The following is a 26,460-nucleotide window of genomic DNA, read 5'->3' as shown; positions in this document are numbered from 1 at the left end:
GGGCGGGGGGGGGGGGGGCGCGGGGGGTTTGGGGGGGGGCCCCGGGGGGGGTGGGGGGGGGCGCCGGGGGGGGCGGCGCCCCGGCCCGTCGCCGCGTCGGGCCATCGGACCCCACCCGAACTCCTAATCACCTTAGGACATAGGATTCCGGGGAGCTTGCCGCCCACGGAAAGAACGCCCCCATGAAGACCCCGCTCCGCCCGCTCGCCGCCGTCACCGGAATCCTCCTCGCGGTCGCCCTCACCACCGCGTGCTCGACCGACTCCGGCTCCGGCTCCGACCCGGCCACGGGGGACGCCGCGGGTCAGGACCTGACCGTCAGCCATGTCCATGGGCTGGGCATCGACCCGGCCGACGGACAGCTGTACGTCGCCACCCATGAGGGCGTGGTCGCCGTGGCCGGGGACGGCGCGGCCCGCCGGGTCGGCGACCAGGCGGACTACATGGGCTTCACGGTGGTCGGCGCGCGGACCTTCCTCGGCAGCGGCCATCCGGAGCCGGGCAGTGCGGATCCCGCCAACCGGGGGCTCATCGAGTCCACCGACTCGGGCAGGACCTGGAAGACCCGTTCCCTCGCGGGGACCACCGACTTCCACGCGCTGAAGTACGCGCACGACACGGTGTACGGCTACGACAGCACCAACGGCGTCCTACGCGTCAGCGCCGACCGCACCACCTGGGACAGCCGCGCCGAACTGGCCGCCCTCGACCTCGCCGTCAGCCCCGGGGACCCGGATCTGCTGCTGGCCACCACGGAGTCCGGCGTCGTACGGAGCACCGACGGCGGCCGGACGTTCGGCGACCCCTCCGGCACGGTCATGGGCTTCCTGTCGTGGCCGCGCGAGGACGTCCTGTACGGCGTCGACGGGTCCGGCGGTCTGCACCGCAGCGACGACGGCGGGGTGAGCTGGACCGCGTCCGGCACCGTGCCCGGCGGGCAGCCGCAGGCGCTCACCGCCGTGGACACCGACCGGGTCCTGGCCGCCACGCAGGACGGCGTGTACGAGTCCCGGGACGGCGGCCGGACCTTCACCGAGCGACTGCCGGTCTCCGGCTCGGATCACTGACCGCTGTCCGAGACCGGCCTGTCCGCGAACGGGCCCTCCGAGAACGGGCCGTTCGCCGTGAAGGCGAGTTCGGCGAAGCGTTCGCCCATGCGGCGGTGGGTGGCCGCGCCGGGGTGGAGCTGGTCGGGGAGGGGGAGTTCTGCGGCGTCCGACGTGCCGTACAGGGCGCGGCCGTCCAGGTAGTGCAGATGGGGGTCGTCGGCCGCGCGTTGCGCCACGATGCGGGACAGCTCGTCGCGGACGGTGGTCAGGGTGAGCTTGCCCAGGGGGACCTCGGCCGGGTCGCCCGTCGCCACGAAGCGGGCCTGTCCGGTGGCGAGGGAGGCGAGGTCGGGGGCGGTGGGGCCGGGGGTGGTCTCGTGGATGGGGCAGAGGATCGGGGAGATCACGAGCAGGGGGGTCGTGGGGTGGCCCTCGCGGAGGGTGTCGAGGAAGCCGTGGACCGCCGGGGTGAACGCCCGTAGCCGCATCAGATCGAGGTTGACCACATTGATCCCGATCTTCACGCTGAGCAGATCGGCGGGGGTGTCCCGGATGGCGCGGGCGGTGAAGGGGTCGAGCAGGGCGCTGCCGCTCAGGCCGAGGTTGATGAGGTCGGCTCCGGCGAGCGTGGCGGCGAGGGCGGGCCAGGTCTCGGTGGGGCCGGCCGCGTCGGAGCCGTGGCTGATCGAGCTGCCGTGGTGCAGCCACACCCTGCGGCCCCGGTCCGGCACGGGCGCGACGGGCGCGTCCGTGCGCAGTGCGATCAGTTCGGTGATCTCGTTGTGCGGCAGCCAGATCGCCACGTCCTTCTCACCCTCCGGCAGCCCGGTGAAGCGGACGGTGCCGGGCGGCCCGGACGCCAGCTCGGCGGCGCCGGTGGCCAGGTCCAGGGTGACGACATTGCCGCCGGTCGCGGTGGCACAGACGGCCGGCCGTCCGTCGACGACGAGGTCGTAGCGGCCGTCCGGGCGGGGCGGGGCGCCCACGTAGGCGCGCTTGGTGGGCAGGGTGTCCAGTTCCACGGCGGTGGCCGCCGTGCGGAACTCCAGCCGTACGCCCGAGGGCTGGGACTCGGCCAGGGCGAGCTGTGGGTCGGGGCACTGTGCGCGGGCGGCGGCGGGCAGCCGGTGCGGGAGCACGCCCCGCGCGGTCCGCTCCAGTTCGAGGGCGCCGCGCAGCAGGTCGGCGGTGAGGGGGGTGGTGATCCAGGAGGGGTGGACCGGGTCGGTGTGCATGGGCGGGTGCCTCGCTCGGTGGGTGGGGTGTCCTCGGCCTTGGGGCGGCCGGACGGTGACGTACGGCGTGCTCTACGGGGTGGGGGCGGGCTCGGGCCAGTTGCGCAGGAGGGAGTCGAGGGCGTCGACGATCCGCTCCCAGCTCTCCTGGGAGTCGGGGGCGCTGTGGCTGAAGCCGCCGGCCAGTTCCAGGCTGACGTAGCCGTGGAAGACGCTGCCCAGCAGCCGGACGGCGTGGGTCTGGTCGGGGCCGGTGAGGTCGTAGCCGCGCAGGATGGCCCGCATGAGCTGGGCGTGCCGGCCACCGGCGCTGGCGGCTGCCGCCTCGGGGCTGAGCCGCAGCCGGGCGGCGGCGTAGCGGCCGGGGTGGGCGCGGGCGTAGTCGCGGTAGACGTCGGCGAAGGCGGCGAGCGCGTCCTTGCCCGCCCGGCCGGCGAGGGCGGCGGCGGCGCGGTCGGCGAGTTCCGCCAGGGCGAGCAGCGCGATCCTGACCTTGAGGTCCTGGGAGTTCCGCACATGGGAGTACAGGCTGGCGACCTGGACGTCGAAGCGTCTGGCCAGCGCCGACAGGGTGACCGCGTCGAAGCCCACCTCGTCGGCCAGCTCCGCACCGGCCAGCGTGAGCCGCTCGGCCGTGAGTCCGGCACGTACCATGACCCTCCTCCCTAGAACCGACAGCCATTATGCATTTACCTAATACATTTAGGCAAACACATTACATCTGATGGTCCGGTTCCGCCGGTGCGCGCAAGGTGCGTACGGCCGGGGACATCAGCGCCGCGCCCGTGGCCACCACGACCAGGGCGGCGCAGCCCGCGAGGGCGGGGCCGGTGCCGAGGGCGTCCGCGGCGGGGCCCGCGACGAGCAGGCCGAGCGGGGCGAAGGCGAGGGAGCCGAACCATTCGTAGGAGCTGACCCGGGAGAGGGTCTCCTCGGGGATCTCGCGCTGGATGGTGGTGGCCCACAGGACCCCGAAGACATCGCCCGCGACGCCCGCGCAGAACATGGCGACGGCGATCATCCAGACCGGTGCGGGTCCGGCGAGCAGGGCGAGGGGGACGGCGGCCGGGAAGGTGGCGAGCACGGCCACCAGGACCGGGCGGCCGACCCGTACCCGGGCGGCCAGTCCGGCGCCGGCGATGGTGCCGAGCGCCTGGGCGGCCACGATGACCGACCAGGCGCGGGCGCCGCCGAGTTCCTCCTCGGCGGCGAGGGGGCCAAGGACACCGACGTTGGCGTTGAGCGCGGCGACGACGACGGCGTACTGGGCGACCACCGCCCACAGCCACTGCCGGGACGCGAACTCGCGCCAGCCCTCCTTGAGATCGGCCCAGCCGGAGGTCCCCTTGGCCGGGCGGCCGGAGATCCGCAGGCGGGCGGTGAGGACGGCGCTGACGACGAAGGAGGCCGCGTTGAGGGCGAGCGCCCAGCCCGCGCCGACCCAGGCGACGGTGACGCCGGACAGGGCGAGACCGAGGAGCAGGGAGCTGTTGGTGCCGACACGGAGCAGCCCGTTGGCCTCCTGGAGCCGCTCCGGCGGTACGACGAGGGGGACGAGTCCGTCCATCGCCGGGGCGAAGAGGGCGGTCGCCGTCCCGGCGATCACCGCGAGGACGCACAGGGCGGCCAGGGGCGCGTCTCCCGACAGGACGAGGGCGGCGAGCCCGGCGTAGGCGCCCGCGCCGATCACATCGGCGCCCACCATCAGCCGGGCCCGGGACATGCGGTCGGCGACCACCCCGCCGAGCAGGATGAACGCCAGCTGGGGCAGCGCCTGGCAGGCCAGCACCAGGGAGAGCTTGCCGGGGGTGGCGTCGGGGAGGGCGAGGACGGCGAAGCCGAGAGCGACACGGGCGAAGCCGTTGCCGAGTACGGAGATCGTCCGGGCCGCCGCGAGCAGCAGGAACTGCTCGTCACGCCACAGGACCGCGCGCTGGATCGGGAGAGTCACGGACCGGGACTGTACGAGGTGGCCGCACCGGCCGGGACGGCATTCGGCCACCTCGCACGGGGACCGGCAGGGGTTACGCGGTGACCGCCGCCGGGTACGTCGGGTACTCCACGCCGGAGACGTGCTGGACGACGCGGACGACCTGGCAGGAGTAGCCGAACTCGTTGTCGTACCAGAGGTAGAGGATGGCGTTGTCGCCCTCGACCTTGGTGGCGCCCGCGTCGACGACGGAGGCGTGGCGGGAGCCGATGAAGTCGCTGGAGACCGCGTCGGGGGCGCAGATGAAGTCGATCTGGCGCTTGAGCGGGGAGGTCAGCGAGACCTCGCGGAGGTGGTCCAGGACGTCCTCGCGGGTGGTCTCGCGGGCCAGCTGGAGGTTGAGGATGGCGATCGAGACGTCCGGGACGGGGACGCGGATCGAGCTGCCGGTGATCCGGGCCTTGAGGTCGGGCAGTGCCTTGGTGACGGCGGAGGCGGCGCCGGTCTCGGTGATGACCATGTTGAGCGGCGCGGAGCGGCCCCGGCGGTCGGACTTGTGGTAGTTGTCCAGCAGATTCTGGTCGTTGGTGAACGAGTGGACGGTCTCCACGTGCCCGCGCAGCACCCCGTACTCGTCGTCCATCGCCTTCAGCGGCGGCACGATCGCGTTGGTGGTGCAGGACGCGCAGGACAGGATCTGCTCGTCCGGCTTGATCGTGTCGTGGTTGACGCCGTGCACGATGTTCGGGACGTCGCCCTTGCCGGGAGCGGTGAGGACGACCTTGTCGATGCCGGGGCGCAGATGCTGCGAGAGGCCCTCGCGGTCGCGCCATCTGCCGGTGTTGTCGATCAGGATCGCGTTCTTGATGCCGTACTCCGTGTAGTCCACGGATGCCGGGCTGTCGGCGTAGATGACCTTGATCTCGTTGCCGTTGGCGACGATGGTGCTGTTCGCCTCGTCGACGGTGATCGTGCCGTGGAACTGGCCGTGGATGGAGTCGCGGCGCAGCAGCGCGGCCCGCTTGACCAGGTCCTGGCCGCCGCTGTCGCGCACGACGACGGCGCGCAGCCGCAGGCCGTTGCCGGAGCCGGTCTTCTCGATGAGCAGCCGGGCGACGAGGCGGCCGATGCGGCCGAAGCCGTAGAGGACGACATCGCGCGGCTCGCGGCTCTCGGTCCGGTCGTCGCCGATGGCCCCGGCGACCGCCTCGGCGGTGAACTCCGCCACGCTCAGGTCCCGGTCGTCGGCCCGGTGGGCCGCGGCGAGCATGGCGAGGTCGATCTGCGAGGGGCCGAGGTCGAGCCGGGTGAGCGCCTGGAGGAACGGCATGGTCTCGGTGACCGAGAGTTCCGCGCCGGCTATCTGGCGGGCGAACCGGTGGGTCTTGAGGATGCTCACCACCGACTTGTTCACCAAGGAGCGGCTGTGCAGCAGGACGGTCACGTCCCGCTCGCGGTGCAGCTTCCCGATGATCGGGATCATCGACTCCGCGATCTCCTCGCGGGTCTTCCAGTTGGTGAACGACTCGTCATTGACAGACACAGGCACATCTTTCGAGCTAGGAGGCGCTCATATGGTAACCGGGGGGTCTTCGGACCGGCCCATCGGCCCTCACCTGGGGTTCTCCCCTGACGCTCTCCCCTGATGTCCTCGCCGGGCGCTCTCCGCTGGCGCCCCTTGGTGTCCTCCCGGTGCCCCTTGGTGTCCGCACCCGGCGGGCCGCCCCGCGCTCAGTCCTTCAGCGCCGCGAGCCAGTCGACGAGCAGCCGGCTGACCTCCTCGGGGCGCTCCTGCTGGACGAAGTGACCGGCGCCGTCGATGACGTGGGATCCGCTCAGGCCGGGCAGGGTGTGCGGGTACGCCTCGATCGCGCCGGCCAGCCAGGCGAGGGAGGCGTCGAGGCCGCCGCCGATGAACAGGGACGGCTGGGTGATCGGGGCGCCGGTGCGGTCGGCCAGGTCGGCCCAGTCCCGGTCCATGTTCCGGTAGCGGTTGAGCGCGCCGGTGAGGCCGGTGCGCTCGAACTCGCCCGCGACGACGTCCAGTTCGCGCTCGCCGAGCCAGCCGGGGCGCGGGCCGGCCGGGAAGCGGTCGCGCAGGGTGCCGCCGGGCGGGACGAAGTACGGGGAGGGGGCGCCGGGCGCGGGCATGGTGCCGGCGGACAGCGCGGCGTAGAAGCCCGCGAGCCAGCCCCGTACATCGGGCTCGATCTCCGCCTCCGCGCGGCCCGGGGTCTGGAAGTAGGAGACGTAGAACTCCTCGTCCCCGCCCATCGCCGCGAAGATCTCGCTGGGCCTCGGGCCGCCTGGCGGGGTGTAGGGCACGCTCAGCAGGCCGACCGCGCGGAAGATCTCCGGGTGGAGCAGGGCGGAGGTGGCGGCGATGTTCGCGCCCCAGTCATGGCCGACGATCACCGCAGAGCGCTCACCGAGGGCCTCGACCACGGCGACGGTGTCCGCCACGAGGTCGAGCATGCGGTACGCGTCGACGGACTCCGGGCGCGAGGAGCGGCCGTAACCGCGTACGTCGAGGGCGACCGCGCGGTAACCGGCCGCTGCCAGCGCGGGCAGCTGGTGCCGCCAGGAGTACCAGCCCTCGGGGAAGCCGTGCACGAGCAGGACCAGCGGGCCGCTCCCCTGCTCCACCAGATGGGTCCGGCCCGCCGGGGTGGGGACCAGCCGGTGAGCGGGGGCGGGGGGCGGGGTGTGCGGCATGGTTCCTCCAGGGCCGTGGCGAGCACCGTCGAGGCCGATCATCCGCAGGCCGATCGGCCGCACGCCACAGTTGTTGCCGTTCCGGCAAGTCCTGGGCGCCCCGGGTGGTGCCGCTCAGCCCGCGCGGCTCGGGGGTTCGTGCAGCCCGAAGCCGGAGCCCTGGTCGTCCCGGCAGAGCTTGAAGCGGCCGAAGCGGGCGGCGGAGCCGGGTTCCTCCTCGCCCTCGTCGCCGAGTTCCTCGATGGTGCCGCCCAGTTCGAGGACCTTGGCGACGGCCGCGTCGAGGTCGTCCACCCGGAAGAAGAGATACGGCGAGGCCGCCCCCTTGTCGCCGCCGTGCATGCCGCCGGGCAGCCCCGGCGTGCCGATCGCATACCCGCGTCCGCTCGGACCGCGTTCGAGGTCCCAGCCGAAGAGCGTGCCGTAGAAGGCCCGCCCCCGCTCGGGGTCGTCCACGCCGATCTCGAAGAAGCTCGGTTCACCCGTCATCGCATGCCTCCTGGCAAGGTGGGGCCGGTGCTTTTGCCCCACCGTACGCAGGATGGGGCGTCGCGTCCCTGTCGCGGCGGACCGTTGACAGCAACATGTATGAGTGGTTGACTACTCACATGCCTACGGAACAGCGACGGCTCTCCACCGCCGAGGAACGCCGGGCGACCGTGCTGCGCACCGCCATCGGCGCGTTCGCGGCCCGCGGCTATTTCGGCACCACGACCACGGAGGTGGCGAAGGCGGCCGGCATCTCGCAGGCGTATGTCTACCGGCTCTTCCCGCACAAGGAGGCGCTGTTCACAGCGGTCGTCGGGCACTGCTTCGCACGGGTGCGGGCCTCCTTCGAGGAGGGCGCCGCACAGGCGACGAGCAGTGCGCCGGAGGCGGTCCTCGACTCGATGGGCGAGTCCTACGCCCGTCTGATCAGCGACAATGACCTTCTGATGGTCCAGCTGCACGCCCAGGCCGCCGCGGTCTCCGAGCCGGGGATCCGGGAGGCGGTCCGCGCCGGGTACGCGCGTGCCGTGGAGTATGTGCGCGGCGCCTCCGGCGCTGACGAGGAGCAGATCCAGCGGTTCTTCGCGACCGGGATGCTCTGCCATCTCATCGCCGCGCTCGACGGGGACGACCTGGACACCCCGTGGATGCGCACGCTGGCGGCGGGCATCAGACACTACTGACCCACCCCCGACAGGGCGACCGACCACCGGTCGCCCTCTCTCCGAACCAACGAGTGAGTGGTCAACCACTCTCCCCACTCCCCCATTTCGTCATCAACCAGGAGGAAGTCATGCACATGCACACCGTCACCCGCGCCACCGAGATCGTCCTGCCCGCCGTCGGTGAGCCCGAGTCGCTGCGGACCCGGGTCCGTGAGCTGCCGCCCCCCGGCCCGGGACAGGCCGTGGTCCGGATGGAGGCGAGCGGCGTCAGCTTCGCCGAGCAGCAGATGCGCCGGGGGAAGTACTACGACATGCCCGCGTTCCCCTTCGTCCCCGGGTACGACCTCGTGGGCGTGGTCGAGGCGCTGGGCCCGCCGGTGCCGGGGCAGCCCGGGGTCGCGGTGGGTGACCGGGTCGCCGCGCTCACCAAGACCGGCGGCTGGGCCGACCGCGTCCTGCTGGACAGCCGTGATCTGGTGCCGGTGCCGGACGGGGTGCGGGCCGCCGACGCCGAGACACTGGTGACCAATGGCGCGACGGCCTGGCGGATGCTTTTCCGCACGGCCCGGGTGAAGGCGGGGGACACGGTCGTGGTGCACGGTGCGAACGGCGGCGTCGGCAGCGTGCTGGTGCAGCTCGCCCGCGACCATGGCGTCCGGGTGATCGGCACCGCGTCCGCCCGCCATCAGCCGGCCGTCGCCGCGATGGGCGCCGAGCCCGTCGACTATCGCGGTGATGTCCTCGCCCGGGTCCGCGCGCTGGCCCCGCAGGGTGTCGCGGCGGTCTTCGACCACGTGGGCGGCAAGAGCGTCGAGGACTCCTGGCGGATGCTGGCGCCGGGCGGCACGCTCGTGTCGTACGGCAGCGCCTCCACCCGCGACCGGGCGGGCAGCGGCACCCTCGCCGTGCTCAGGCTGGTGGCCAGGCTGGCCTGGTGGAACGCGCTGCCGAACGGACGCGGGGCCCACTTCTTCAACCTCTGGGCCAAAAAAGCCCGCCGCCCCGAGCGCTACCGGGCCGAGCTGCGCGAGGACCTGGGGCAGGTCTTCGCGCTGCTCCGCTCCGGCCGGATCGAGGCCCGTATCGACCGCGTCTTCCCGCTGAGCGAGGCCGCGGCGGCGCTGCGGCACGCGGAGTCGGGCACGGCCGTGGGCAAGGTGGTGATCACGCCGGACGCCTGAGGAGCGCCCCGGGTGGGCCAGGTCAGTCGTCCAGGACGTCCTTTACGTCCCTGAGGTCCACGTACTTGAAGCCGGTGGACTCGCGGTCGCCGTCCGCCGGGGTCTCCTGGCCGTCCTGGACCACGAGGAGGCCCTTGGGGTAGCGCTTGCCGAGCGGTGCGTTGAGGACGGCGGCGCCGTCGCAGACCTCGGAGCCGTCGAGGGTCGCGGAGGCGGCGGTGATCCGGAAGGACGCCTCGTACGCGTTGTGCTCGCTCACTTCGCGGTCGTAGGCGACGAAGGTGTTGTCGCCCTGGCCGGAGGCCAGCAGATAGCCGTCGCCGCCGGGCTCGTCCAGGATGGTCAGCCCTTCGACGTCGGCGGCGAGCCGGTCACCGCCGAAGCCCGGGTCGGCGCCCGGGGTGCACTCCTCGGTCTCCTCGTCGTAGGTGCCCGGCACGCCGAACTCGCGCACCTTGTCCATCAGTACGGGCGGGCCGGTCAGGTCGGCGCGCAGCCGCCAGATGCCGACGTCCTCCTGACCGGCGTACAGCGTGCCGTTCGCGGGGTCGACGACCATGCCCTCGATCTGGGGCAGTTCGTCCGGCTCACCGCAGGGCGTCCAGGTCGATCCGTCGGGGAGCGGGAAGGCGGACGGGAGGGTCAGGGTGCGGACCGTGCGGTAGCCGACCGTGCCGCCGGGCGCCGGGGTCAGTTCCAGCAGCGCCAGTTCGGTGCGGCCGCGCCGGCTCACCAGCGCGTAGGAGCGGCCGGATCCGGTGTCGGTCCAGGTGGCGAGGCCGTACGCGGTGTGCTGGTCGTTGATCTCGTCCTGGGTGGTGTTGAAGATCGGGCGGGCGGCCGGGTCGGTGACGTCCGTCAGGGGGGCGCCGGGGCGGTCGGCGTCGACGCGGTAGATGCGCAGCCGGTCGTTGCCCCGGTCGCTCACCACGGCCAGGTCGGCGCGGGTGCCCGCGAGACGGGTGCCGAGCACCAGGTCGACGTTGTTGTACCGGCCGGGTGCGTCGTCCTCGCCGGGCGGGGAGGGTGCGGGGAGGGACTGCACCTGGCGCGCGGCGAGATCGTAGACCCGCAGGCCGCCTTCCTTGGCGGTGGCGATGACCAGGCTGCGGTCCGGATCGGCGCTGTTGCGCCAGATCGCCGGGTCGTCCGCGTTGGCGTTGCCGCCCGCCTCGTCGTCGTACAGGGCGGCGGTCTCCGCTCTCGGCTGGACAGTGGGCGGCCCGGCGGCCCCGGCGGGCGTCGCCCAGGCCGTGGCCAGCATCGCGCCGAGTATCAGCCAGGTGCTTCGCAGCGTCTGACGCATCGTCACAATCGTTCCCTTCTACAGCTGTTGGACGGACGGCGACGACCCTGTCGGTGAGCGGCTGCCGGGCGTGAGCCGGGTTCCGAACGGCAGATGAAGGGACGGGGAACGCTCGGCAAACGGCCACGGGTGCCGTCTTTGGGGCGGAGGAAGGCGGGCCGAAGCCGCCGAGCATGTCCTCCACGAGGTCACGGTGCCGGCCCCCCGGCCCCGGCATGCCCGGCGTGGGAGAGGCTCCCGGGTGCCCCGGACCCGCACCTCCGCGGGTCCGGGGCACGGGCGGGGTCAGGGGAAGCTGGTCACCTTCGAGGGGATCGTGGTGGTGCCGGAGGTGGGTGAGCCGGTGTCGTTGATGACATGGGCGTACTGGCCCATGCCGCCGAGCGAGATCACCATGAGGTGGTTCATCCGGACCCCGGGTTTCACCGGGACCTGGAAGCCATGGTGCTGGACGATGCTCGGATCGGACGTGTAGTTGGAGTAGCTGCCCAGCGCCCACGCCTCATGGGTGTTCACGGTGTCGGCGACCTTGTAGGCGGCGTAGCCGACGATGCCGTCGTGGGTGATGGCGGCGGCGTTCGGGGCGTCGTACGCCTTCTCGTTCTGGAAGAAGATCGTCCGGCCGCGTTCGCCGCTCCAGTACACGTCGTACTTGTTGAAGTGCTCGACGAACAGGCCGGTGGCGAGGACGTCGTCGCCGTTGACGCGCAGGCCGTAGTCGGCGCGGTTGGTCTCCCAGCCGACGCCCTCGCCGTGGTCCGCGCGCCAGATCCAGGTGTGGTCGATGAGTACGTCGTCGCTGTTGATCACCATGGAGTCGGTGGCGAGGCCGGGTCCGGCGCCGCCGACGCGGATGAAGACGTCCTGGATGGTGGTGGGGTTGGCGGCGTGGTCGGCGGACGAGTCCGGGGCGCCGACCCGCAGCAGGGTGTCGGACCTGACCGGCCCGGCGTCGATCAGGAACCCGGCGAGCCGCACCCCGTCGACGTCGGCGACATGCATGGCGTCGATGCCGTTGTCCGGGATGAACGTGGCCAGACCGAGGCCGAGCACCACGGTGTCCGGACGGTTGACCTGGATCGTCTGGTCCAGGTGATAGACGCCCGGCGTGATCAGCAGGTGAAGGCCCTGGGCGAGGGCGGCGTTGATGGTGGCGGCGGTGGCACCGGGCTTGACCACGTAGAACTGGTCCAGCGGCAGGGACGTACCGCCCGCGTTGGCCGGCCACGACACACCGCGGGAGTCCGTCCGCTTGGCGGGCACGAAGACCTTGTACTCGGTGCCGTCCAGGTACAGGAAGGGCTTCTCGCGGGAGATCGGCGTGGTGTCCATGGTGGTGTACGGGCCGGTGTCGAAGTTGGTCGCGGGCGCGCCCTCGACGCCGGTGAAGGTGTGGTTCCACACGCCGTTGAGCCAGCCGCCGACGGAGCTGTCCCGGGTGTACCACTGCTGCTGGGAGTACGGGCTCACCGTGCCGTCGATCTTCGAGTCGGCGATATAGCCGCCGGAGGCCCAGCCGTAGCCGTTCGGGGCGAGGTTGAGGCCGCCCTTGACGTGCATCCGGCGGAACGGCGCGGCCTGGGCGACGGCCCAGCGGTCGGTGCCGTTGACGGGGGTGAGGGCGAGGTTCTCGGCGGAGCGCCAGAAGTTCTGCGTGGCGTTGCCGTTGAACCAGCCCGCGTCGACCGTGATGTCCCCGTTGATCTGGGTGTCGTCGGGGTTGAGGCCGAGGCCGGAGATGGAGGTGTAGAAGCCGAGTTGGGCGTTGATGCCGTTGTAGGTGCCCGGCTTGAGCAGGAACTGGTAACGGTTGGAGCCGAACTGGTCGGACTCCTGCTGGGTGAAGACCTCGTCGAACTTCTGCTGGAGGTCCGGGGTGGACGGATCGACGACGATGACATTGGGGCCCAGGTCGCCGCCGCCCTCGATGGGCCCGGTGCCGTCCGTGGTGGTGTGCACGGCGACGTCCCACAGGGAGTAGCCCCAGCCGGTGGCGCGGGCGGTGCCGTGCACCCGGAGGTAGCGGCCCGATCCGGCGACGTCGTAGGAGACCTGACCGCCCGTGGCGCCGGTGACGGTGCGCAGGGTGGTCCAGTTCTGTCCGTCTGCGGAGGTCTGGAGGGTGAAGTCCCGGGCGTACGCGGTCTCCCAGTTCAGGTCGACCCGGCACAGGTCCTTGACCGACCCGAGGTCGACCTGGACCCACTGCGGGTCGGCGAACTGGCTGGACCAGCGGGTACCGGCGTCCCCGTCGAACGCGGCGGACGCGGGCGTGCCCGCGTGCTCGACGGAGGACGCGGAGGCGGGCTTGCCGCGCGCGGCGTCGGCCGTGTCACAGGCGACGGCCGCCTCGGCCGCGACGGCGGCTTGCGCGGGCAGGGTGACGAGCGCCGCCGTGGCGGCGAGCGCGGCACCCAGGCATCTGAGTCTCGTGAGTCTCATGCGGCTCCTCTGCGGTGATGTGCAGGGGTGTGCGGGGGGGGTGCGGGGGTGTACGGGGGGTGCGGGTTGGGCGTGCAGGTAGTACGGGTGTGCCGTGCGGCGGCTCACTGCGCGGTACGGCCTACGGCCTACGGCTTGCTGCCTACGGCTTGCTGCTTACGGCTTGCTGCGGCTGCGCGACGAGCGTCGGGCGCGCGCCGGTTGTCGGTGCCCACGGCGCACCTCACAGCGGGCTCCGGCGTTCTGGCCCGGTCCGGACGCCTCACCCGTGCGTGCTTAGTTCAGGACATGATTTAAGTGATGATGCAACCGTCCGGCAAGCCCTTGGCACGGATTTGGTGCACTGCGGTTCCCCTTCCACCCGCACGCCCCCGCGCACATCCACCGCACGCCCCCGCACCTCCCGTGCCCCGACGCGCGGTGGGCGGGACCGGAGTACGGGGAGCCGGGGCCGTGCGGCTGCCTACCCTGGGACTCAGGGAGCCGAGCGGAGGAGGCCGGGGGTTCGTGAGCGGGGGTGGGCAGGTGGCGGCGGTGGTGGAGCGGCTGACCGGACGGGGCGTCGAGCGGGTGCGGGCGGTCTCGGGCGCGGTCACCGAAGTCGCCCTCGGCGACGGGCGGTTCGTGATGGCCAAGCGGAGCGAGGGGCCGGACGCGGTGCTCGCCGAGGCGGCCGGGCTGCGCTGGCTGGCGGAGGCGGGGGCCGTGCGGGTGCCGCGCGTCCACGGCCGCGACGGGCAGTGGCTGGTGACCGACCGGGTGGCCACGGGCGCGCCCGACGCCGGGGTGGCCGTGCGGTTCGGGCGGGACCTGGCGGGTCTGCACAGCGCGGGTGCGCCCGCGTTCGGGGCGCCGCCGCCGGGCGGGCCGCGAGAGGCGTACATCGGGCTGGCGCCGATGCGGAACAGCCCCGCCGACACCTGGCCCGGGTGGTACGCCGGGGAACGGGTGCTGCCGTATCTGCGCGCCGCGGTGGACCAGGGCACGCTCACCGCCCGGGAGGGGCGGGAGGTCGAGCGGGCCTGCGCGCGGGTGCCGGAGCTGGCGGGACCGGCCGAGCCGCCCGCGCGGCTGCACGGCGATCTGTGGAACGGCAATGTGCTGTGGGGCACCGACGGCCACGCCTGGGTGATCGACCCCGCCGCCCACGGCGGTCACCGGGAGACGGATCTGGCGATGCTGCGGCTGTTCGGCTGCCCGTACCTGGACGCCGTACTGGACGGCTACCAGCAGGTGGCGCCGCTCGCCGACGGCTGGCAGGAGCGCGTACCGCTGCATCAGCTCTTCCCGCTGCTGGTCCATGTGGTGCTTTTCGGGCGCGCGTACGCCGGGCGGACGCTGGCGGCGGCACGGGCGTGCCAGGGCGGCTGATCGCCGCGCTCCCCCATTGATCTCACTCCCCCCGCACGAGGTCTTCCGGCCCCGGCGCCGGTGCTGGACTATCCTGCGTGACCGTCCGCGCGGTGGACGGGGTCCCGGCGCCGTGCGGCCGAGGCGGGCCGGGCCCGTCCAGGTGCGGACACGGCGGCGGGTGACGCATTCTTGCTGTGTCGCCTGCGCGGCGCAGGGACGAGGTAGGACCGGATGACTGGGAGCGCCGAGGACCCGTACGGGGCACCGGACCGGCTGGCCGCGCTGCTGACCGAGGTCGCGGCGGAGGCGGCGGGCGCGGTGGGCGCGCGGGTCGTGGGCCTGTATCTCCGCTCCGCCGACCAGGACGTACTGCGGCTGGCGGCGCTGTCGGGTGTGCCGGGGCCGCTGTTCCGCCCCTGGTGGCAGGTGCACGCCGAGCGCCCGGTGCCGATCGCGGACACCTTCCGGCTGGGCGTCCAGATCGTGCTGCCGAACCCGACGGAGACGATGCGGCGCTATCCGCAGTTCGCCGCCGCGCTGCCGTTCCCGTTCGGGGTGATCAGTGTGCCGGTGCCGGCGGCGGAGGATGTCTGCGGCGCCCTGACGGCCCTGCTTCCGCCGGTGTCCGACGCGACGGGACTGCTCGCCGCCCGGGACCGGCTGACCCGGCTGGCCGAGGAACTCGGCGAGCGGCTGCGCGGGCTGGCCGGCGCCGGGACGGCGGTCGTCTGGAACGCCGAGCCGCTGTGCGCGCGGCCACCGACCCGGCGGCCCTTCGAGGCGCGGATCGGCCGGTTCACCTGGGACCCGGCGTCGGGCGCGGTGACGGTGGACGACGGGGTACGCGCCCTGCTCGCGCTGGCGTCCGGGCCGCCGCCGGAGACGGAGGCGGCGCTCGTCTCGGCGTTCTCGGCGGCGGACGCGCGCCGGCTGGCCGCCCTGCTGCGGGACGCGGCGCAGGGCAAGCCGCCCGCCGACCCGCTGCCGATACGGCTCGCGGGTGGCCCCTTACGCCTGGTGGACCTCTGGCCGCCCGACGGCTCACGGCTCGTGCACGGCGTGGTCATCAACGCGGGCTCGGTGGCCGACCAGGCCGCCGACCGGCTCCCCCAGGGCGTCTTCTGCGTGGACCGGCAGGGGGTCATCGGCTACGTCAACCCGCGCGCCGAGCAACTCCTGGGCGTGGACCGTACCCGCCTCACCGGCCGCTGTCTGTGGGACGCGGTGCCCTGGCTCGCCGAGCCGTCCTGCGAGGACCACCTCCGGGCGGCCCTGCTGTCACCGGACCCGGTGCACTTCCATGTCGAGCGGCCGGGTGGGACGGGGGGTGGGGCGGGGGTGTACGAGGGTGAGCGTCACCGGTCCGCGCCTCACGGGGACGAGCATGATCGGCACCCGTCCGCACCTCACGGGGAGGAGGGTGAGCGTCACCCGTCCGCACCTCACGGGGACGAGCATGATCGGCACCCGTCCGCACCTGATGGCGACGCGGATGATCGGCACCCGTCCGCACCCCCCGGCGACGAGCGCGAGCCGCACTCCCCCACACCCCCCACCCACGCGAGTGACCGCGAGGCAAGCGCCCCCCGCCGCCATGAGGGCGACCGGCTAGCCATCTCCGTCTACCCCGGGCCCGACCTGCTGACCTGCACCGTCGTACCGTCGAACCGGGTCGCCGACAGCCCGGCCGGGCCGCCGGACGAGTCGTTCGCCGACCCGGCGGGCGTTCCCGTTCCAGGCACCCCGCTGTACCGGCCGATCCTGCTGGCGATCGCGCTCACGGAGGCGGTGACCGCGCGGCAGGTGTCGGCGGTGGTGATGCAGGAACTGCTGCCCGCGTTCGGCGGGCGCCGGCTGGCGATCTATCTGCTCCAGGACCGGCATCTGTTCCTGGCCTGGGAGGCGGGCTTCCCGGACGGGTTCCTCGACCAGTTCGACGGGGTGGACCTCGATGAGCGGCTGCCCGGCGTCGAGACCCTCACCACCGGCAAGCCGATGTTCTTCGACTCGATGCCGGAACTCGCCGACGCCTACCCGGGCATACCGATCGACGCCACCGAGGGGGCCCGCGCGTTCCTGCCGCTGATCGCGTCGGGCCGCCGGGTCGGCTCCTGCATCCTCGGCTTCGACCGGGAGCGCCGCTTCAGCACCGAGGAGCGGACCGTGCTCACCGCGCTCGCGGGGCTGATCGCGCACGCGATGGAGAAGGCCCAGCGCTACGAGACCGAGGCCGCCCTCGCCCGGGGCCTCCAGCGCGCGCTGCTGCCCCGCCGGCTGCCCGCGCACCCCGCGGTGGAGACCGCGGGCCGCTATCTGCCGGGCACCCAGGGCATGGACGTGGGCGGCGACTGGTACGACGTGGTGGAGGCCGGTGACGGGGTGGCGCTGGTGATCGGCGACGTCCAGGGGCACGGCGTGCAGGCGGCGGCCACGATGGGGCAGTTGCGCAGCGCGGTGCGGGCGTTCGCGCTGGACGACCGGCCGCCGGACGAGGTGCTGGGCGGCACCAATCGCCTGCTCATCGACCTGGACCCGGGCCAGTTCGCCAGCTGCTGCTACGTACGGCTCGATCCGGCCACCGGCCGGGCCCGGATCGCCAGCGCGGGCCATCCCCCGCCCCTGCTGCGCGCGCCGGACGGCCGGACCCACCGCCTGGACACGCCCGCCGGAGTGGTGCTCGGTGTGATCAAGGGCGCCCGCTATCCGGTGGCGGAGGTGACGATGGAGCCGGGCGCGATCCTGGCCCTGTACACGGATGGGCTGGTGGAGCGGCCCGGCCTGGACATAGACGACGGCATCGGGGCGCTGCGGACGGCTCTCGCGCGTGGCGGGGCGCCCGCGACCCGGCCGGGTGCCCGCTGGCTGGCGGCGGTCGCCGACCGGCTCACCGCGGCGACCCGGCACACCGCCGACCGCCCCGACGACATCGCGCTGCTGCTCGCGGCCCGCCGCACGGAGGGCACGGACGCCCCCGACCCCGAAGCTCGCCGCACCGCCGACCGGCCCAGCACATGATCCCGCGCCCGGCAGGAAGCCCGACGCCGCCCACGCCACCGGCCACACCACTGGACAGGGCGGCGGACCCCGCCCCACCCACCCCCGGAACCCGCACCCAAACCATGACCCTGCGTGACATATCTCGCTTCGCGGGGCAAGGGAGTGTAAACAGGGCACATGGTCCGGCTCGTGGGGCGGGCCGGGAAGACCCGGCCGCCCCGTCGCCTCGGTGCGGTGCACACGCGGCGTGCGCACGGCCACGTCCAAGAAGCCGGTGATCCACCCGTGGCCCGTACCCCCCAGTCCGCGCCCCCGCGGCATCCCGCCCCCGGGAGGCGACCGCGGCCCGGCCGGATCGCGTCGCTGCGCTCGGCGCTGCGCTCGGCGCTGAGCGGACGCAGCGTCGCCGGCCAGGTGTTTCTCTTCCAGGTCCTGATAGTGGTGGTGCTGGTGGTGGCGGCCGTGGTGGCGCTGCTGCTCCAGGGGCGGCACGACAGCGTCCGGGAGGCCACCGACCGCTCGCTGGCCGTCGCGCAGACCTTCGCCAACGCGCCCGGCACCCGCCAGGCGCTGACCGCCCCGGACCCGACGGCGCTGCTCCAGCCACGTGCGGAGGCGGCGCGCAAGGCCGCGAAGGTCGACTTCATCGTCGTCATGAACCGGGACGGCGTCCGCTACACCCATCCGATGCCGGACCGGATCGGGAAGCGGTTCGTGGGCTCCACCGCGCCCGCGCTCGCCGGGAACCCGGTGACCGAGGAGGTCAACGGGACGATAGGGCGGCTGGTGCAGGCGGTGGTGCCGGTGCAGGAGACCGACGGCCGGGTGGTCGGGCTGGTGTCGGCCGGGATCACCGCCGAGCACATCGGCGGCGCCGCCAACGAGCAGCTGCCGCTGGTGCTGTTCGCCGCCGCACTCGCGGTGGCGCTGGCGACCGGCGGGACCGCGCTGGTCAGCAGAAGGCTGCTGTATCAGACGCATGGCCTCGGGCCGCGCGAGATGACCCGGATGTACGAGCATCATGACGCGGTGCTGCACGCGGTGCGCGAGGGCGTGACCATCGTCGGCGGCGAGGGCGAACTGCTGCTCGCCAACGACGAGGCGCACCGGCTGCTGGACCTGCCCGAGGACGCCGAGGGCCGCCATGTCAGCGCGCTGGGCCTGGCCCCCGACACCGCCGATCTGCTGGCGTCGGGCCGGGTCGCGACGGACGAGGTGCGGCTGGTCGGTGACCGGCTGCTGGCGATCAACCAGCGCCCGACACACCTGCGCGGCGGCCCGGCCGGGAGCGTGGCCACCCTGCGGGACTCCACCGAGCTGCGCGCGCTGTCCGGCCGGGCCGAAGTGGCCCGCGAGCGGCTGGACATGCTCTACGACGCGGGGGTGGCCATCGGCACCGGTCTGGACGTCGGCCGCACCGCCGAGGAACTGGCGGAAGTGGCGGTGCCCCGGTTCGCGGACTTCGTCTCCGTCGACCTGTTCGACGCGGTGCTCGGCGGCGAGCCGCCCGAGGCAGGCACCGAGCTGCGGCGGGCCGCGTTCAGCGGGGTGCGCGGGGACGTGCCGCTGTATCCGGTGGGCCGGAGCATCCGGTTCGTGCCGTCGTCGCCCCAGGCGAACGCGCTGACGACGGGTCAGGCCGTGCTGGAGCCCAGACTGGAGGACGCGCCGGGCTGGCAGGCGCAGGACCCGGAACTGACCGAACAGATCCTTCGGTACGGCATCCACTCGCTGATCACCGCGCCGCTGCGGGCCGGTTCGCTGATCCTGGGCCTGGTCAACTTCTGGCGGTGCACGGCGCCCGAGCCGTTCGACGCCGAGGACCGGGCGCTGGCGGAGGAGCTGGTGACGCGGGCCGCGGTCTCCATCGACAACGCCCGCCGCTACACCCGCGAGCACGCCATGGCGGTCACCCTCCAGCGCAGTCTGCTGCCGCGCACGCTGCCCGAGCAGAACGCCCTCGACATCGCCTACCGCTATCTGCCGGCCCAGTCCGGGGTGGGCGGCGACTGGTTCGACGTACTGCCGCTGTCGGGGGCGCGGGTCGCGCTGGTCGTCGGTGACGTGGTGGGTCACGGGCTGCACGCGGCGGCCACCATGGGCCGGCTGCGGACGGCGGTCCACAACTTCTCGGCCCTGGACCTGGCCCCCGACGAACTCCTGCACCTCCTGGACGAATCGGTCAGCCGGATCGACCAGGACGAGACGGCGGCCGACGGCACGGCGGCGGTCACCGGGGCGACCTGTCTGTACGCGGTGTACGACCCGGTGTCGCGGATGTGCACCATGGCCCGCGCCGGTCATCCGCCGCCCGCGCTGATCCACCCGGACGGCACGGTCGAGTTCGCGGAGGTGCCGGCGGGGCCGCCGCTGGGGCTGGGGCTGGGCGGGCTGCCGTTCGAGACGGCGGACGTGGAGCTGCCCGAGGGCACCCGGCTGGTGCTGTACACCGACGGCCTGGTCGAGGACCGTACCCGGGACATCGACGAAGGGCTGGAGATCCTGTGCTCCACCCTCGAACGGGCGGGCCCCGACCCGGAGGACATCTGCCGTGCGGTGGTCGACGCGCGCCTGCCGGAACGGCCCGGCGACGACATCGCCCTGATCGTGGCCCGCACCCGCGCACTGGACGCCGACCGGGTGGCCGAGTGGGTGGTGCCGGCCGATCCGGCGGCGGTCGGCAAGGTCCGCGCGATGGTCACCCGCCAGCTGACCGCCTGGAACCTCAAGGAGTCCACGTTCACCACGGAACTGATCCTCAGCGAACTGGTCACCAACGCGATCCGCTACGGCGCCTCCCCCATCCGCGTCCGCGTCCTGCGCGACCGCGCCCTGATCTGCGAGGTCTTCGACGGCAGCAGCACCGCCCCCCACCTCCGCTACGCCGCGATGACCGACGAGGGCGGCCGCGGCCTGTTCCTGGTGGCCCGACTGGCCGACCGCTGGGGCACCCGCTATCTGCCCCACGGGAAGGTGATCTGGGCGGAGCAGCCGCTCGGCTAGGGCAGGTGAGCGGGGGCCGGACATCCGGCTTCCTGGGCGGCCATGACCTCGTCCCCGTGCTCGAAGGCCCAGGCTCCGATGGCGCCGATGGGGGCCAGCAGGGTCCGGCCCAGCTCGGTGAGCCGGTACTCCACCCGCGGCGGCGCCCCGGGATGGGCGTGCCGCGTCACCAGCCCGTTGAACTCCAGCCGTCGCAGCGTCTCGGTGAGCACCTTGGAGCTGATGCCCCCGATCCGTGCCCGTAGCTCCACCGGACGCCTCGGGCCGTCACGCAGCGCCCAGAGCACGACGGCGTTCCAGGTGTGGGAGAGCAGGTCGAACGCGAGCCGGGCACGGCAGTCGGCGAGGAAGGCGTCGTCGGTCGTCACGCACCACATGGTGCCCGACGGCCTGTCTAGCGTCGTCCCGAACGGTCGAACCGAACGGTCGAAGCGGGCACGGAGAGGACACATGCGATGAGGATCGGCGTACTGGGCACGGGCAATATGGCGGACGCGCTCGCCACCCACTGGGCGCGGGCCGGACACGAGGTGGTCATCGGCGGGCGGGACGTGCACAAGGCGGAGCGGCTGGCGGCCCGCGTCGGCGGTGGCGCCCGGCCCGCCGGGCTGCGCGCGGCAACCGAATCCGCCCAGGTGGTGCTGGCGGCACTGCCCTTCCAAGCGGGGGCGGACGTGGTACGGGAGCTGGCGGCGGCCCTGGACGGCAAGGTGCTGCTGGACTGCTCGAACCCGGTCGGGCCGGGGTTCCGGCTGCTGACGGAGCCGGGCCCGTCGGCCGCGCTGCGGCTGGCCGCGGCGGCACCGGGAGCCCGGGTGGTCAAGGCGTTCAACCTCTGCCACGAGGACGTGTGGCGCATGCGGCCCCCGGTCTTCGACGGGCGTCCCCTGGCCGTTCCGGTCTGCGGGGACGACGCCGCGGCCCTGGCACCCGTACATGAGCTGGTGCGGGACGTGGGCTGCGAGCCGGTGTCCGGCGGCGGTCTGGAGCGGGCCGGGCTGCTGGAGGCGACCGCCGCGCTGTTCATCGGGCTGTGGGTCGGCGAGGGAGCGGACGCCCAGGCGATCGCGCCTCCACTCGCCCACGCGTCCGGCCCGAAGCACGAGCAGGCGGCGGAGAAGGATACGAGGGACGTGCGTCTCACATGGCCCGGCGGATCGCGGCGCCCAGGTCGGACGCGGTCGTCAGGGTGATGTGGGGGCGGTCGACGAGGGCGGTGTCGATCAGGTCGGCGAGCCGTCGGGGCAGGGAGGGCAGGCGCTCGCGTACTGGTACGGGGGGTTCGTGCAGGACGATGCCGACCGGTTCGGCGCCCGGCGGGAAGTCGCGGGGGGTCTTGCCGGTGAGCATCCAGTACAGACAGGCCGTCACGGCCCACAGGTCGGCGTCGGGGCGTGCGTACTTGAAGTCGATCACCTGGCCGCGCGGCATGAACGCCACGCTTCCGCCCAGCGCGCCGGTCAGGGTGTGTCCGGACAGTCCGGCACTGTCGAACGCCTTGGCCAGCCCGAAGTCCGCGATCTTCAGGGTCATGCGTGCGCGGTCCCCGGTGAGCAGCAGGTTCTGCGGCTTGATGTCACGGTGCACGACTCCCCTGCGGGTGGTGAGGGTCCCGTCGGCGAGCCGTACGGGTACCTGAGCGCTGTGTGCGTGGTCGAGTCCGCGCAGGGTGTGCAGGGTGATCCCCACCGCGTGCTCGACGCTGAGCCGGCCACCTGACCGGGCGGCCCAGTCGGCGACGCTGCCCAGTCGGCAGTACTCGGAGGTGAAGTAGAAGGTGCTGCCGTGCGCGCCGCCCCCGTGGCAGGTGACCACATTGCGGTGGCGCAGGGCCTGCGTGATGGCGAACTCGCGCAGGAACTCGGCACGGGCCGAACTGCTCACCTCGACGGGGGCCACCAGGGTCTTCAGGGCGAGGAGTTCACCGGTCTCCTCCTCGCGGGCGAGATGGACGACGCCCTGCCCGCCCCGGCCCAGCTCCTGGAGCAGCTGGTAGCCCCGGATCCCGGTGAGTCCGGGGTCACCGGCCTCGGCGGCGGCGAGGAGGGTGTGCGGGGCGGCGGCGGGGTCCGCGCCGGGGGCCGTGACCGTCACTGCGCCAGTGCCCGTATCCGTATCCCTGATGGTGACGGTCACGCGCAGGAACGTGTCCCCGACCCGGATCTCGTCGCCGTCGGCCAGCTCCCGTCCGGCCGGGCCCGCGGCCAGCGGCGTCCCGTTGAGATACGTACCGTTGCGGCTGCCCAGGTCCTTGACGCGCAGGTGGGGTGGATCGATGTCGAGGACGCAGTGGTGGCGGGAGACGTCCTTGTCGCTCCGGTGGACCCGGATACCGCATTCCGTCGCGCGCCCGACCAGGCAGGTCGTACGGCGGGGGAAGGTATGGACCTCGCGGGACGAACCGGAACGACCGGAGCGGACGGTCAGGGTCACCGAGGGCGGCGGAGGGGCCGGGGGCAGCACCGGCGGCGGGGGCGGCACGCTAGCCGGTGCCTTCCTCGCCGGATGCCGGGCCGGGCGTGAAGTCGAAGCCCCAGTTGAGTTCCCAGCTGCGGACCAGGCCGGTGAAGTCACCGCTGAGGAGCCGGTGGCCGTCGTCGCTCAAGGCCACGAAGTCCACGAGGGCCCGATGTCCCGTCAGGGTGCGCAGCATCCGCCCGGTGTGCAGGTCCCAGACCCGCACCCGGTGTTTCGCGTCGCCGGTCACCGCGAAGCGGCCCTCGGCGGTGAGGGCGAGTGCGCTGATCCTCTCCTCGGCGGGGATCGATCGCAGGACGCGGCCCGTCCCGAGGTCGAACACGGTCAGCGTCGTGTGGTCGACGGTCACTGCGCGCCGCCCGTCGAGGGTGGCCGCCAGTAGGTGTTCGTCGTTGGTGCCGTCCAGCGCGTAGAGCGGCCGGCCGGTGAGGGTGTCGAAGGCCGACAGGCCACGGCTGCCGTAGCTCAGCAGGGTCCGGCCGTCGGGGCTGAACATCAGGCGGTACCCGTGGGGACGGTCGGCGCGCTGCCACAGCCGCTCCCCGGTCAGCACGTCCCACAGGCAGATCTCGTCCTCATGGCGGTGCCGCTCGGCCCTGTCTCCGCTGGTGGACGCGCTCGACGCGGCGAACGCGCCGTCGAGGCTGAGGGCGACCTCGGACACGGCATGGCGATGGGCCGTCCCGGTGCCCCAGGAGGCGTCGACCCTGCCCTCCTCCCGGTGGAGCCACACATCGCACCAGCGCACTTCACCGCTGTCCTCGCCGGTGAGCACCCGGTCCCCCGACGGCGTGGTCGCCATCGCGCCGACCCTGCCGGTGCTCGGCAGCGGGTAGGAGTGGTCTCCGATGAGGTCGAGCAGATGGACCTTCCCGTTGAATCTGTCGTGGAGGACGGCCGCGCCGCCGTCGGCGGTCAGCTGGAGGCTGGACGCCGTCCCCATCGCCCAGTCGAACTCGGCGAGCCGCCGGCCGCTGGACGCGTCCCAGGCACAGACCATGCCCGTGAGCCGTACGCCGACGAAGTAGCGGCCGTCCCGGGCGAGCGCCAGGGTGGGCGGGGTGGGAAAGGTCGAGGAACCGTCGAGTTCGATCAGCCGCCACGCGCCGCGCAGCGCCGTCCGGCGCCCCTGCCGGCCCACGAGCCGCCAGAGTTCGCGGAGTTCGGGGTGCCGCTCGAAGCCGGGAACGGTCTCGGCGGCCCGCAGCGCGTCCGCGCTCTGCGCGAACCGCCCCTGCCGGGCGAGTTGGAGGGCCTGCTCCAGCCGGGCGCGGAACTGTTCACCGCGGTCGGTCAGTTCCCCCGCGCCCTTGGGCCGGGCGTACGCCCAGGGGGCCCGGTAGCCGGCCGAGGGCATCGGCTGGACGCGGACCGCTTCGAACAGGCCCAGCACGGCGGTACGGCCGTCGGCGCTGATGGCGGCGGACCGGGCACCGTCGGTGTCGTCGCCGCGTTGGGGGTCCCGGGACTCGAGGGAGTGCAGGCAGCGGCCGGTGAGCGGGTCGACCACGCGCACCCCGCCGCTCACGCCGACGAGCGCGAGGGAGCCGCCCGGGGCGAGCGCGCTGAGCGACACGTACCGGAGGAAGTGCGGTACCTCGGCGACGACCCGGTTGGTCCGCGCGTCCCACAGGACCATCGGTCCGTTGGCCCAGATCTGCATCGCGTAGCACGCGTCGGGCGAGAGCGCGTTGCCATAGTTGACATCGCCCCAGGTCCCGTGACCGCGCTCGTTCACGGGTGGGGTCAGCGTCGCGTGGAGGCGGCGAGTGGCGAGGTCCCAGGCACGGGCCGCCTGGTCCTCCCCGCTCCCGGAGGTGGCCGACAGGGCCAGGGTGCCGCTCGCGTTCAGTTCCAGGGCGTCGACGGGCGAGGTGTGGCCCGGCCCCTCCCCCAGGACAGCGCCGGTACGCAGATCCCAGAACCGCAGGGTGCCATCGGCGTGACCGGTGGCGGCGACCGTGCCGTCATCGCTGAGCGCGACGGCGGTGGCGGCCGGGGTGGTGCTGCCGTCCGGTAGCGGGATCCGCTCGCCGCGGACGAGGTCCCACCGCTCCAGAGGTGCCCCGGCGCGGGCGACCAGGCCGGTCAGGGCCCCGGCGTCGACGGCGGTCGCGACGACGTTCGCGCCCTCGGCGGTCAGCTCGTGCAGCAGCCGGCCGCTGTCCGCCGCCCACAGGCGTACGCGCCCGTGGTAGTCACCGGAGAGCACCCGGCGCCCGTCGGCGGACACGGCCACCGCGGTGACGCTGTTGACATGCCCGGTGAGGAGGAGCGGCCGTGCGTCCGGCCGGCTCTCCGCCTCGGCCAGCGCTTCGGCGATCTCCGCCGACTCCGGCTCATTGCGCGCGGCCTCGCGCAGCAGGGCGACGGCCCGCTCCCGGTCGTCGCGCTCCAGCTGGACCAGTCCCAGCAGCCGGTCGATGAGCCGGGGGTCACCGCCCATGGTCCGGGCGGTCTCCAGGTCGGCGATCAGCTCCAGATCCCTCCTGAACCCGTGGCGCCACTCGAACAGGCCGTGGTTGTAGATGACGACCGGGTGGTGGGGGTCGGCCGTGATCGCCTGCCGCCACATGGCATTGGCCTCCTCGGCCCGCCCCAGGTCGAGCAGCGACAGGGCATGGTTGGACAGCCCCTCGGCCAGCAGTTCGACGGCCCGGGGTGCCCGCCGGGGGTAGGGGGTGCCCGTGAGTTCGCCGTACAGGCCGGTGAGGGTGGCGGCGGCCTCCCCCGGCGCCGGGCGGGACTCCGGGGCGATGGTGAAGCACTGCCGCAGCAGCCCGACGACCGCCGGGGGCAGGGCGGGCACCTGGGCGTGGGCCGGTCCGTCCGCGAGCAGGACACCGAGTGCCTCGGCGGCGGCCTGGCCGTGCCCGGTCGGGCGCCGGCCGTTGAACAGTTCGAGCAGGGTGAGCGCCCACGACCACATGTCGGTGGCGGGCGTCATCCGGATCTCCGGCCGCCCGGTGGCGGCGAGCGCCTGCTCGGGGGAGCAGTACGGGAGGGTCCTCCCGCCGAAGGTGACACCGGCCGGCCGATCCCGCGAGGTCTCCTCCGCGGCGGGGCGTGTCCCGGCGAGGCCGAAGTCGGTGACCTTGGCGGTGCCGTCGGGTTCGAGCATCACGTTCGCGGGCTTGATGTCCTGGTGGACCAGCCCGGCGGTGTGCGCGTGCTCCAGTCCCCAGGCGATCTGCACGGCGATGTCCAGGATCCGCCGCAGGGCGGTGTCCGGGCCGCCCCGGTAGAGCGTGCCGTCGGTGACGGCATCGGCGAGGCTGCCGCCGTCGACCCACTCGGCGAAGACCCTCGGCACCCCGTCGATGGTACGGACGTACGAGCAGTTGACGGTGTGCGGATGCAGCCCCAGGCCCACCCACGTACCGGCCTCCGCCTCGAACCGGCGCCGCCCCCCGTCCGAGGCGACCCGTTCGGGGCGGGGTGTCTTCACCGCGAGGTCGACGTTCCACCCGAGATGGCGGACCCGGTGGACCACGCCCATCCCCCCGCTGTGCACCGTGTCCAGCACCTCGTACAGCCCGAGGACCACATCACCGGCCCGCCAGGTCGCCACAGCCATCAGCGCATTCCCCCGTATCCCACCACTACCCGATCGCTCG

The 26,460-nt window shown here is 73.3% G+C and carries 18 protein-coding genes; 7 read left to right on the top strand and 11 right to left on the bottom strand.

Features of this window, described 5'->3' with window-relative positions:
• Positions 1-182: 182 nt before the first annotated feature.
• Complete coding sequence (locus ACFRFC_RS00265) at positions 183-1,067, top strand: F510_1955 family glycosylhydrolase (protein WP_382679404.1); 885 nt, start codon at positions 183-185, stop codon at positions 1,065-1,067.
• On the opposite strand, the gene ACFRFC_RS00260 is transcribed toward ACFRFC_RS00265, so the two are convergent.
• The 6 genes from ACFRFC_RS00260 to ACFRFC_RS00235 form a co-directional block, all read right to left on the bottom strand.
• Complete coding sequence (locus tag ACFRFC_RS00260) at positions 1,061-2,284, bottom strand: GDSL-type esterase/lipase family protein (RefSeq protein ID WP_382679401.1); 1,224 nt, start codon at positions 2,282-2,284, stop codon at positions 1,061-1,063. The genes ACFRFC_RS00265 and ACFRFC_RS00260 overlap by 7 nt on opposite strands.
• Positions 2,285-2,356: 72 nt before the next feature.
• A complete protein-coding gene (locus ACFRFC_RS00255) occupies positions 2,357-2,938 on the bottom strand; it encodes a TetR/AcrR family transcriptional regulator (RefSeq protein WP_382679398.1) in 582 nt (193 codons plus the stop codon).
• A 61-nt stretch (positions 2,939-2,999) separates the two neighbouring features.
• Positions 3,000-4,235, bottom strand: a complete 1,236-nt coding sequence (locus tag ACFRFC_RS00250; RefSeq protein WP_382679395.1) for an MFS transporter — start codon at positions 4,233-4,235, stop codon at positions 3,000-3,002.
• Between the two features lie 73 nt (positions 4,236-4,308).
• Positions 4,309-5,757: a glyceraldehyde-3-phosphate dehydrogenase gene (locus ACFRFC_RS00245; RefSeq protein WP_382679392.1), complete on the bottom strand. Its 1,449-nt coding sequence runs from the start codon at positions 5,755-5,757 to the stop codon at positions 4,309-4,311.
• Between the two features lie 188 nt (positions 5,758-5,945).
• Positions 5,946-6,929 carry an alpha/beta fold hydrolase gene (locus tag ACFRFC_RS00240; RefSeq protein ID WP_382679389.1) on the bottom strand — a complete coding sequence of 328 codons (984 nt, stop codon included), beginning with the start codon at positions 6,927-6,929 and terminating at the stop codon, positions 5,946-5,948.
• Between the two features lie 114 nt (positions 6,930-7,043).
• On the bottom strand, positions 7,044-7,418 hold the full coding sequence (locus ACFRFC_RS00235) for a VOC family protein (RefSeq protein ID WP_382679386.1): 375 nt from the start codon (positions 7,416-7,418) through the stop codon (positions 7,044-7,046).
• 119 nt (positions 7,419-7,537) lie between these two features.
• Here ACFRFC_RS00235 and ACFRFC_RS00230 point away from each other — a divergent pair, with 119 nt between their 5' ends.
• Together ACFRFC_RS00230 and ACFRFC_RS00225 are read left to right on the top strand one after the other, a co-directional pair.
• A complete protein-coding gene (locus ACFRFC_RS00230) occupies positions 7,538-8,101 on the top strand; it encodes a TetR/AcrR family transcriptional regulator (RefSeq protein WP_382679383.1) in 564 nt (187 codons plus the stop codon).
• A gap of 110 nt (positions 8,102-8,211) precedes the next feature.
• Entirely contained in the window at positions 8,212-9,264 is a 1,053-nt protein-coding gene (locus tag ACFRFC_RS00225; protein ID WP_382679380.1) for a medium chain dehydrogenase/reductase family protein, read from the top strand.
• A gap of 22 nt (positions 9,265-9,286) precedes the next feature.
• Here ACFRFC_RS00225 and ACFRFC_RS00220 read toward each other — a convergent pair whose 3' ends face one another.
• Both ACFRFC_RS00220 and ACFRFC_RS00215 read right to left on the bottom strand, forming a co-directional pair.
• Positions 9,287-10,570 carry a phytase gene (locus tag ACFRFC_RS00220; protein WP_382679377.1) on the bottom strand — a complete coding sequence of 428 codons (1,284 nt, stop codon included), beginning with the start codon at positions 10,568-10,570 and terminating at the stop codon, positions 9,287-9,289.
• A 285-nt stretch (positions 10,571-10,855) separates the two neighbouring features.
• A complete protein-coding gene (locus ACFRFC_RS00215; protein WP_382679373.1) occupies positions 10,856-13,012 on the bottom strand; it encodes a discoidin domain-containing protein in 2,157 nt (718 codons plus the stop codon).
• 507 nt (positions 13,013-13,519) lie between these two features.
• Between ACFRFC_RS00215 and ACFRFC_RS00210 the strand changes: the two genes are divergently transcribed.
• From ACFRFC_RS00210 to ACFRFC_RS00200, 3 genes are all read left to right on the top strand, one after another.
• A complete protein-coding gene (locus ACFRFC_RS00210) occupies positions 13,520-14,383 on the top strand; it encodes a fructosamine kinase family protein (protein WP_382679370.1) in 864 nt (287 codons plus the stop codon).
• A gap of 213 nt (positions 14,384-14,596) precedes the next feature.
• Positions 14,597-17,380 carry a SpoIIE family protein phosphatase gene (locus tag ACFRFC_RS00205; protein WP_382679367.1) on the top strand — a complete coding sequence of 928 codons (2,784 nt, stop codon included), beginning with the start codon at positions 14,597-14,599 and terminating at the stop codon, positions 17,378-17,380.
• Between the two features lie 159 nt (positions 17,381-17,539).
• Positions 17,540-20,365, top strand: coding sequence for a SpoIIE family protein phosphatase (locus ACFRFC_RS00200; RefSeq protein ID WP_382679364.1), 2,826 nt, complete (start codon positions 17,540-17,542; stop codon positions 20,363-20,365).
• Here ACFRFC_RS00200 and ACFRFC_RS00195 read toward each other — a convergent pair.
• Positions 20,362-20,742: a winged helix-turn-helix transcriptional regulator gene (locus tag ACFRFC_RS00195; RefSeq protein ID WP_382679361.1), complete on the bottom strand. Its 381-nt coding sequence runs from the start codon at positions 20,740-20,742 to the stop codon at positions 20,362-20,364. The two genes, ACFRFC_RS00200 and ACFRFC_RS00195, sit on opposite strands and share 4 nt — an antisense overlap.
• 78 nt (positions 20,743-20,820) lie before the next feature.
• Here ACFRFC_RS00195 and ACFRFC_RS00190 point away from each other — a divergent pair, with 78 nt between their 5' ends.
• Positions 20,821-21,558: an NADPH-dependent F420 reductase gene (locus ACFRFC_RS00190; protein WP_382679358.1), complete on the top strand. Its 738-nt coding sequence runs from the start codon at positions 20,821-20,823 to the stop codon at positions 21,556-21,558.
• Here ACFRFC_RS00190 and ACFRFC_RS00185 read toward each other — a convergent pair.
• Together ACFRFC_RS00185 and ACFRFC_RS00180 are read right to left on the bottom strand one after the other, a co-directional pair.
• Complete coding sequence (locus ACFRFC_RS00185) at positions 21,506-22,798, bottom strand: protein kinase (protein ID WP_382679355.1); 1,293 nt, start codon at positions 22,796-22,798, stop codon at positions 21,506-21,508. The two genes, ACFRFC_RS00190 and ACFRFC_RS00185, sit on opposite strands and share 53 nt — an antisense overlap.
• A 49-nt stretch (positions 22,799-22,847) precedes the next feature.
• Positions 22,848-26,420 carry a protein kinase gene (locus ACFRFC_RS00180; protein ID WP_382679352.1) on the bottom strand — a complete coding sequence of 1,191 codons (3,573 nt, stop codon included), beginning with the start codon at positions 26,418-26,420 and terminating at the stop codon, positions 22,848-22,850.
• Positions 26,421-26,460: the final 40 nt, after the last annotated feature.

Source organism: Streptomyces sp. NPDC056734 (assembly GCF_042790455.1).
Lineage (GTDB): Bacteria > Actinomycetota > Actinomycetes > Streptomycetales > Streptomycetaceae > Streptomyces.
The sequence above is the reverse complement of the archived record's forward strand: the minus strand, read 5'-3'. Positions and strand labels throughout refer to the sequence as shown.

Bases quoted from the DNA above. Each gene is read 5' to 3' on its own strand.
- ACFRFC_RS00265 (WP_382679404.1), top strand. From the start codon at position 183: ATGAAGACCCCGCTCCGCCCGCTCGCCGCCGTCACCGGAATCCTCCTC.
- ACFRFC_RS00260 (WP_382679401.1), bottom strand. From the start codon at position 2,284: ATGCACACCGACCCGGTCCACCCCTCCTGGATCACCACCCCCCTCACC.
- ACFRFC_RS00255 (WP_382679398.1), bottom strand. From the start codon at position 2,938: ATGGTACGTGCCGGACTCACGGCCGAGCGGCTCACGCTGGCCGGTGCG.
- ACFRFC_RS00240 (WP_382679389.1), bottom strand. From the start codon at position 6,929: ATGCCGCACACCCCGCCCCCCGCCCCCGCTCACCGGCTGGTCCCCACC.
- ACFRFC_RS00235 (WP_382679386.1), bottom strand. From the start codon at position 7,418: ATGACGGGTGAACCGAGCTTCTTCGAGATCGGCGTGGACGACCCCGAG.
- ACFRFC_RS00230 (WP_382679383.1), top strand. From the start codon at position 7,538: ATGCCTACGGAACAGCGACGGCTCTCCACCGCCGAGGAACGCCGGGCG.
- ACFRFC_RS00225 (WP_382679380.1), top strand. From the start codon at position 8,212: ATGCACATGCACACCGTCACCCGCGCCACCGAGATCGTCCTGCCCGCC.
- ACFRFC_RS00220 (WP_382679377.1), bottom strand. From the start codon at position 10,570: ATGCGTCAGACGCTGCGAAGCACCTGGCTGATACTCGGCGCGATGCTG.
- ACFRFC_RS00215 (WP_382679373.1), bottom strand. From the start codon at position 13,012: ATGAGACTCACGAGACTCAGATGCCTGGGTGCCGCGCTCGCCGCCACG.
- ACFRFC_RS00205 (WP_382679367.1), top strand. From the start codon at position 14,597: ATGACTGGGAGCGCCGAGGACCCGTACGGGGCACCGGACCGGCTGGCC.
- ACFRFC_RS00200 (WP_382679364.1), top strand. From the start codon at position 17,540: ATGGTCCGGCTCGTGGGGCGGGCCGGGAAGACCCGGCCGCCCCGTCGC.
- ACFRFC_RS00195 (WP_382679361.1), bottom strand. From the start codon at position 20,742: ATGTGGTGCGTGACGACCGACGACGCCTTCCTCGCCGACTGCCGTGCC.
- ACFRFC_RS00190 (WP_382679358.1), top strand. From the start codon at position 20,821: ATGAGGATCGGCGTACTGGGCACGGGCAATATGGCGGACGCGCTCGCC.
- ACFRFC_RS00180 (WP_382679352.1), bottom strand. From the start codon at position 26,420: ATGGCTGTGGCGACCTGGCGGGCCGGTGATGTGGTCCTCGGGCTGTAC.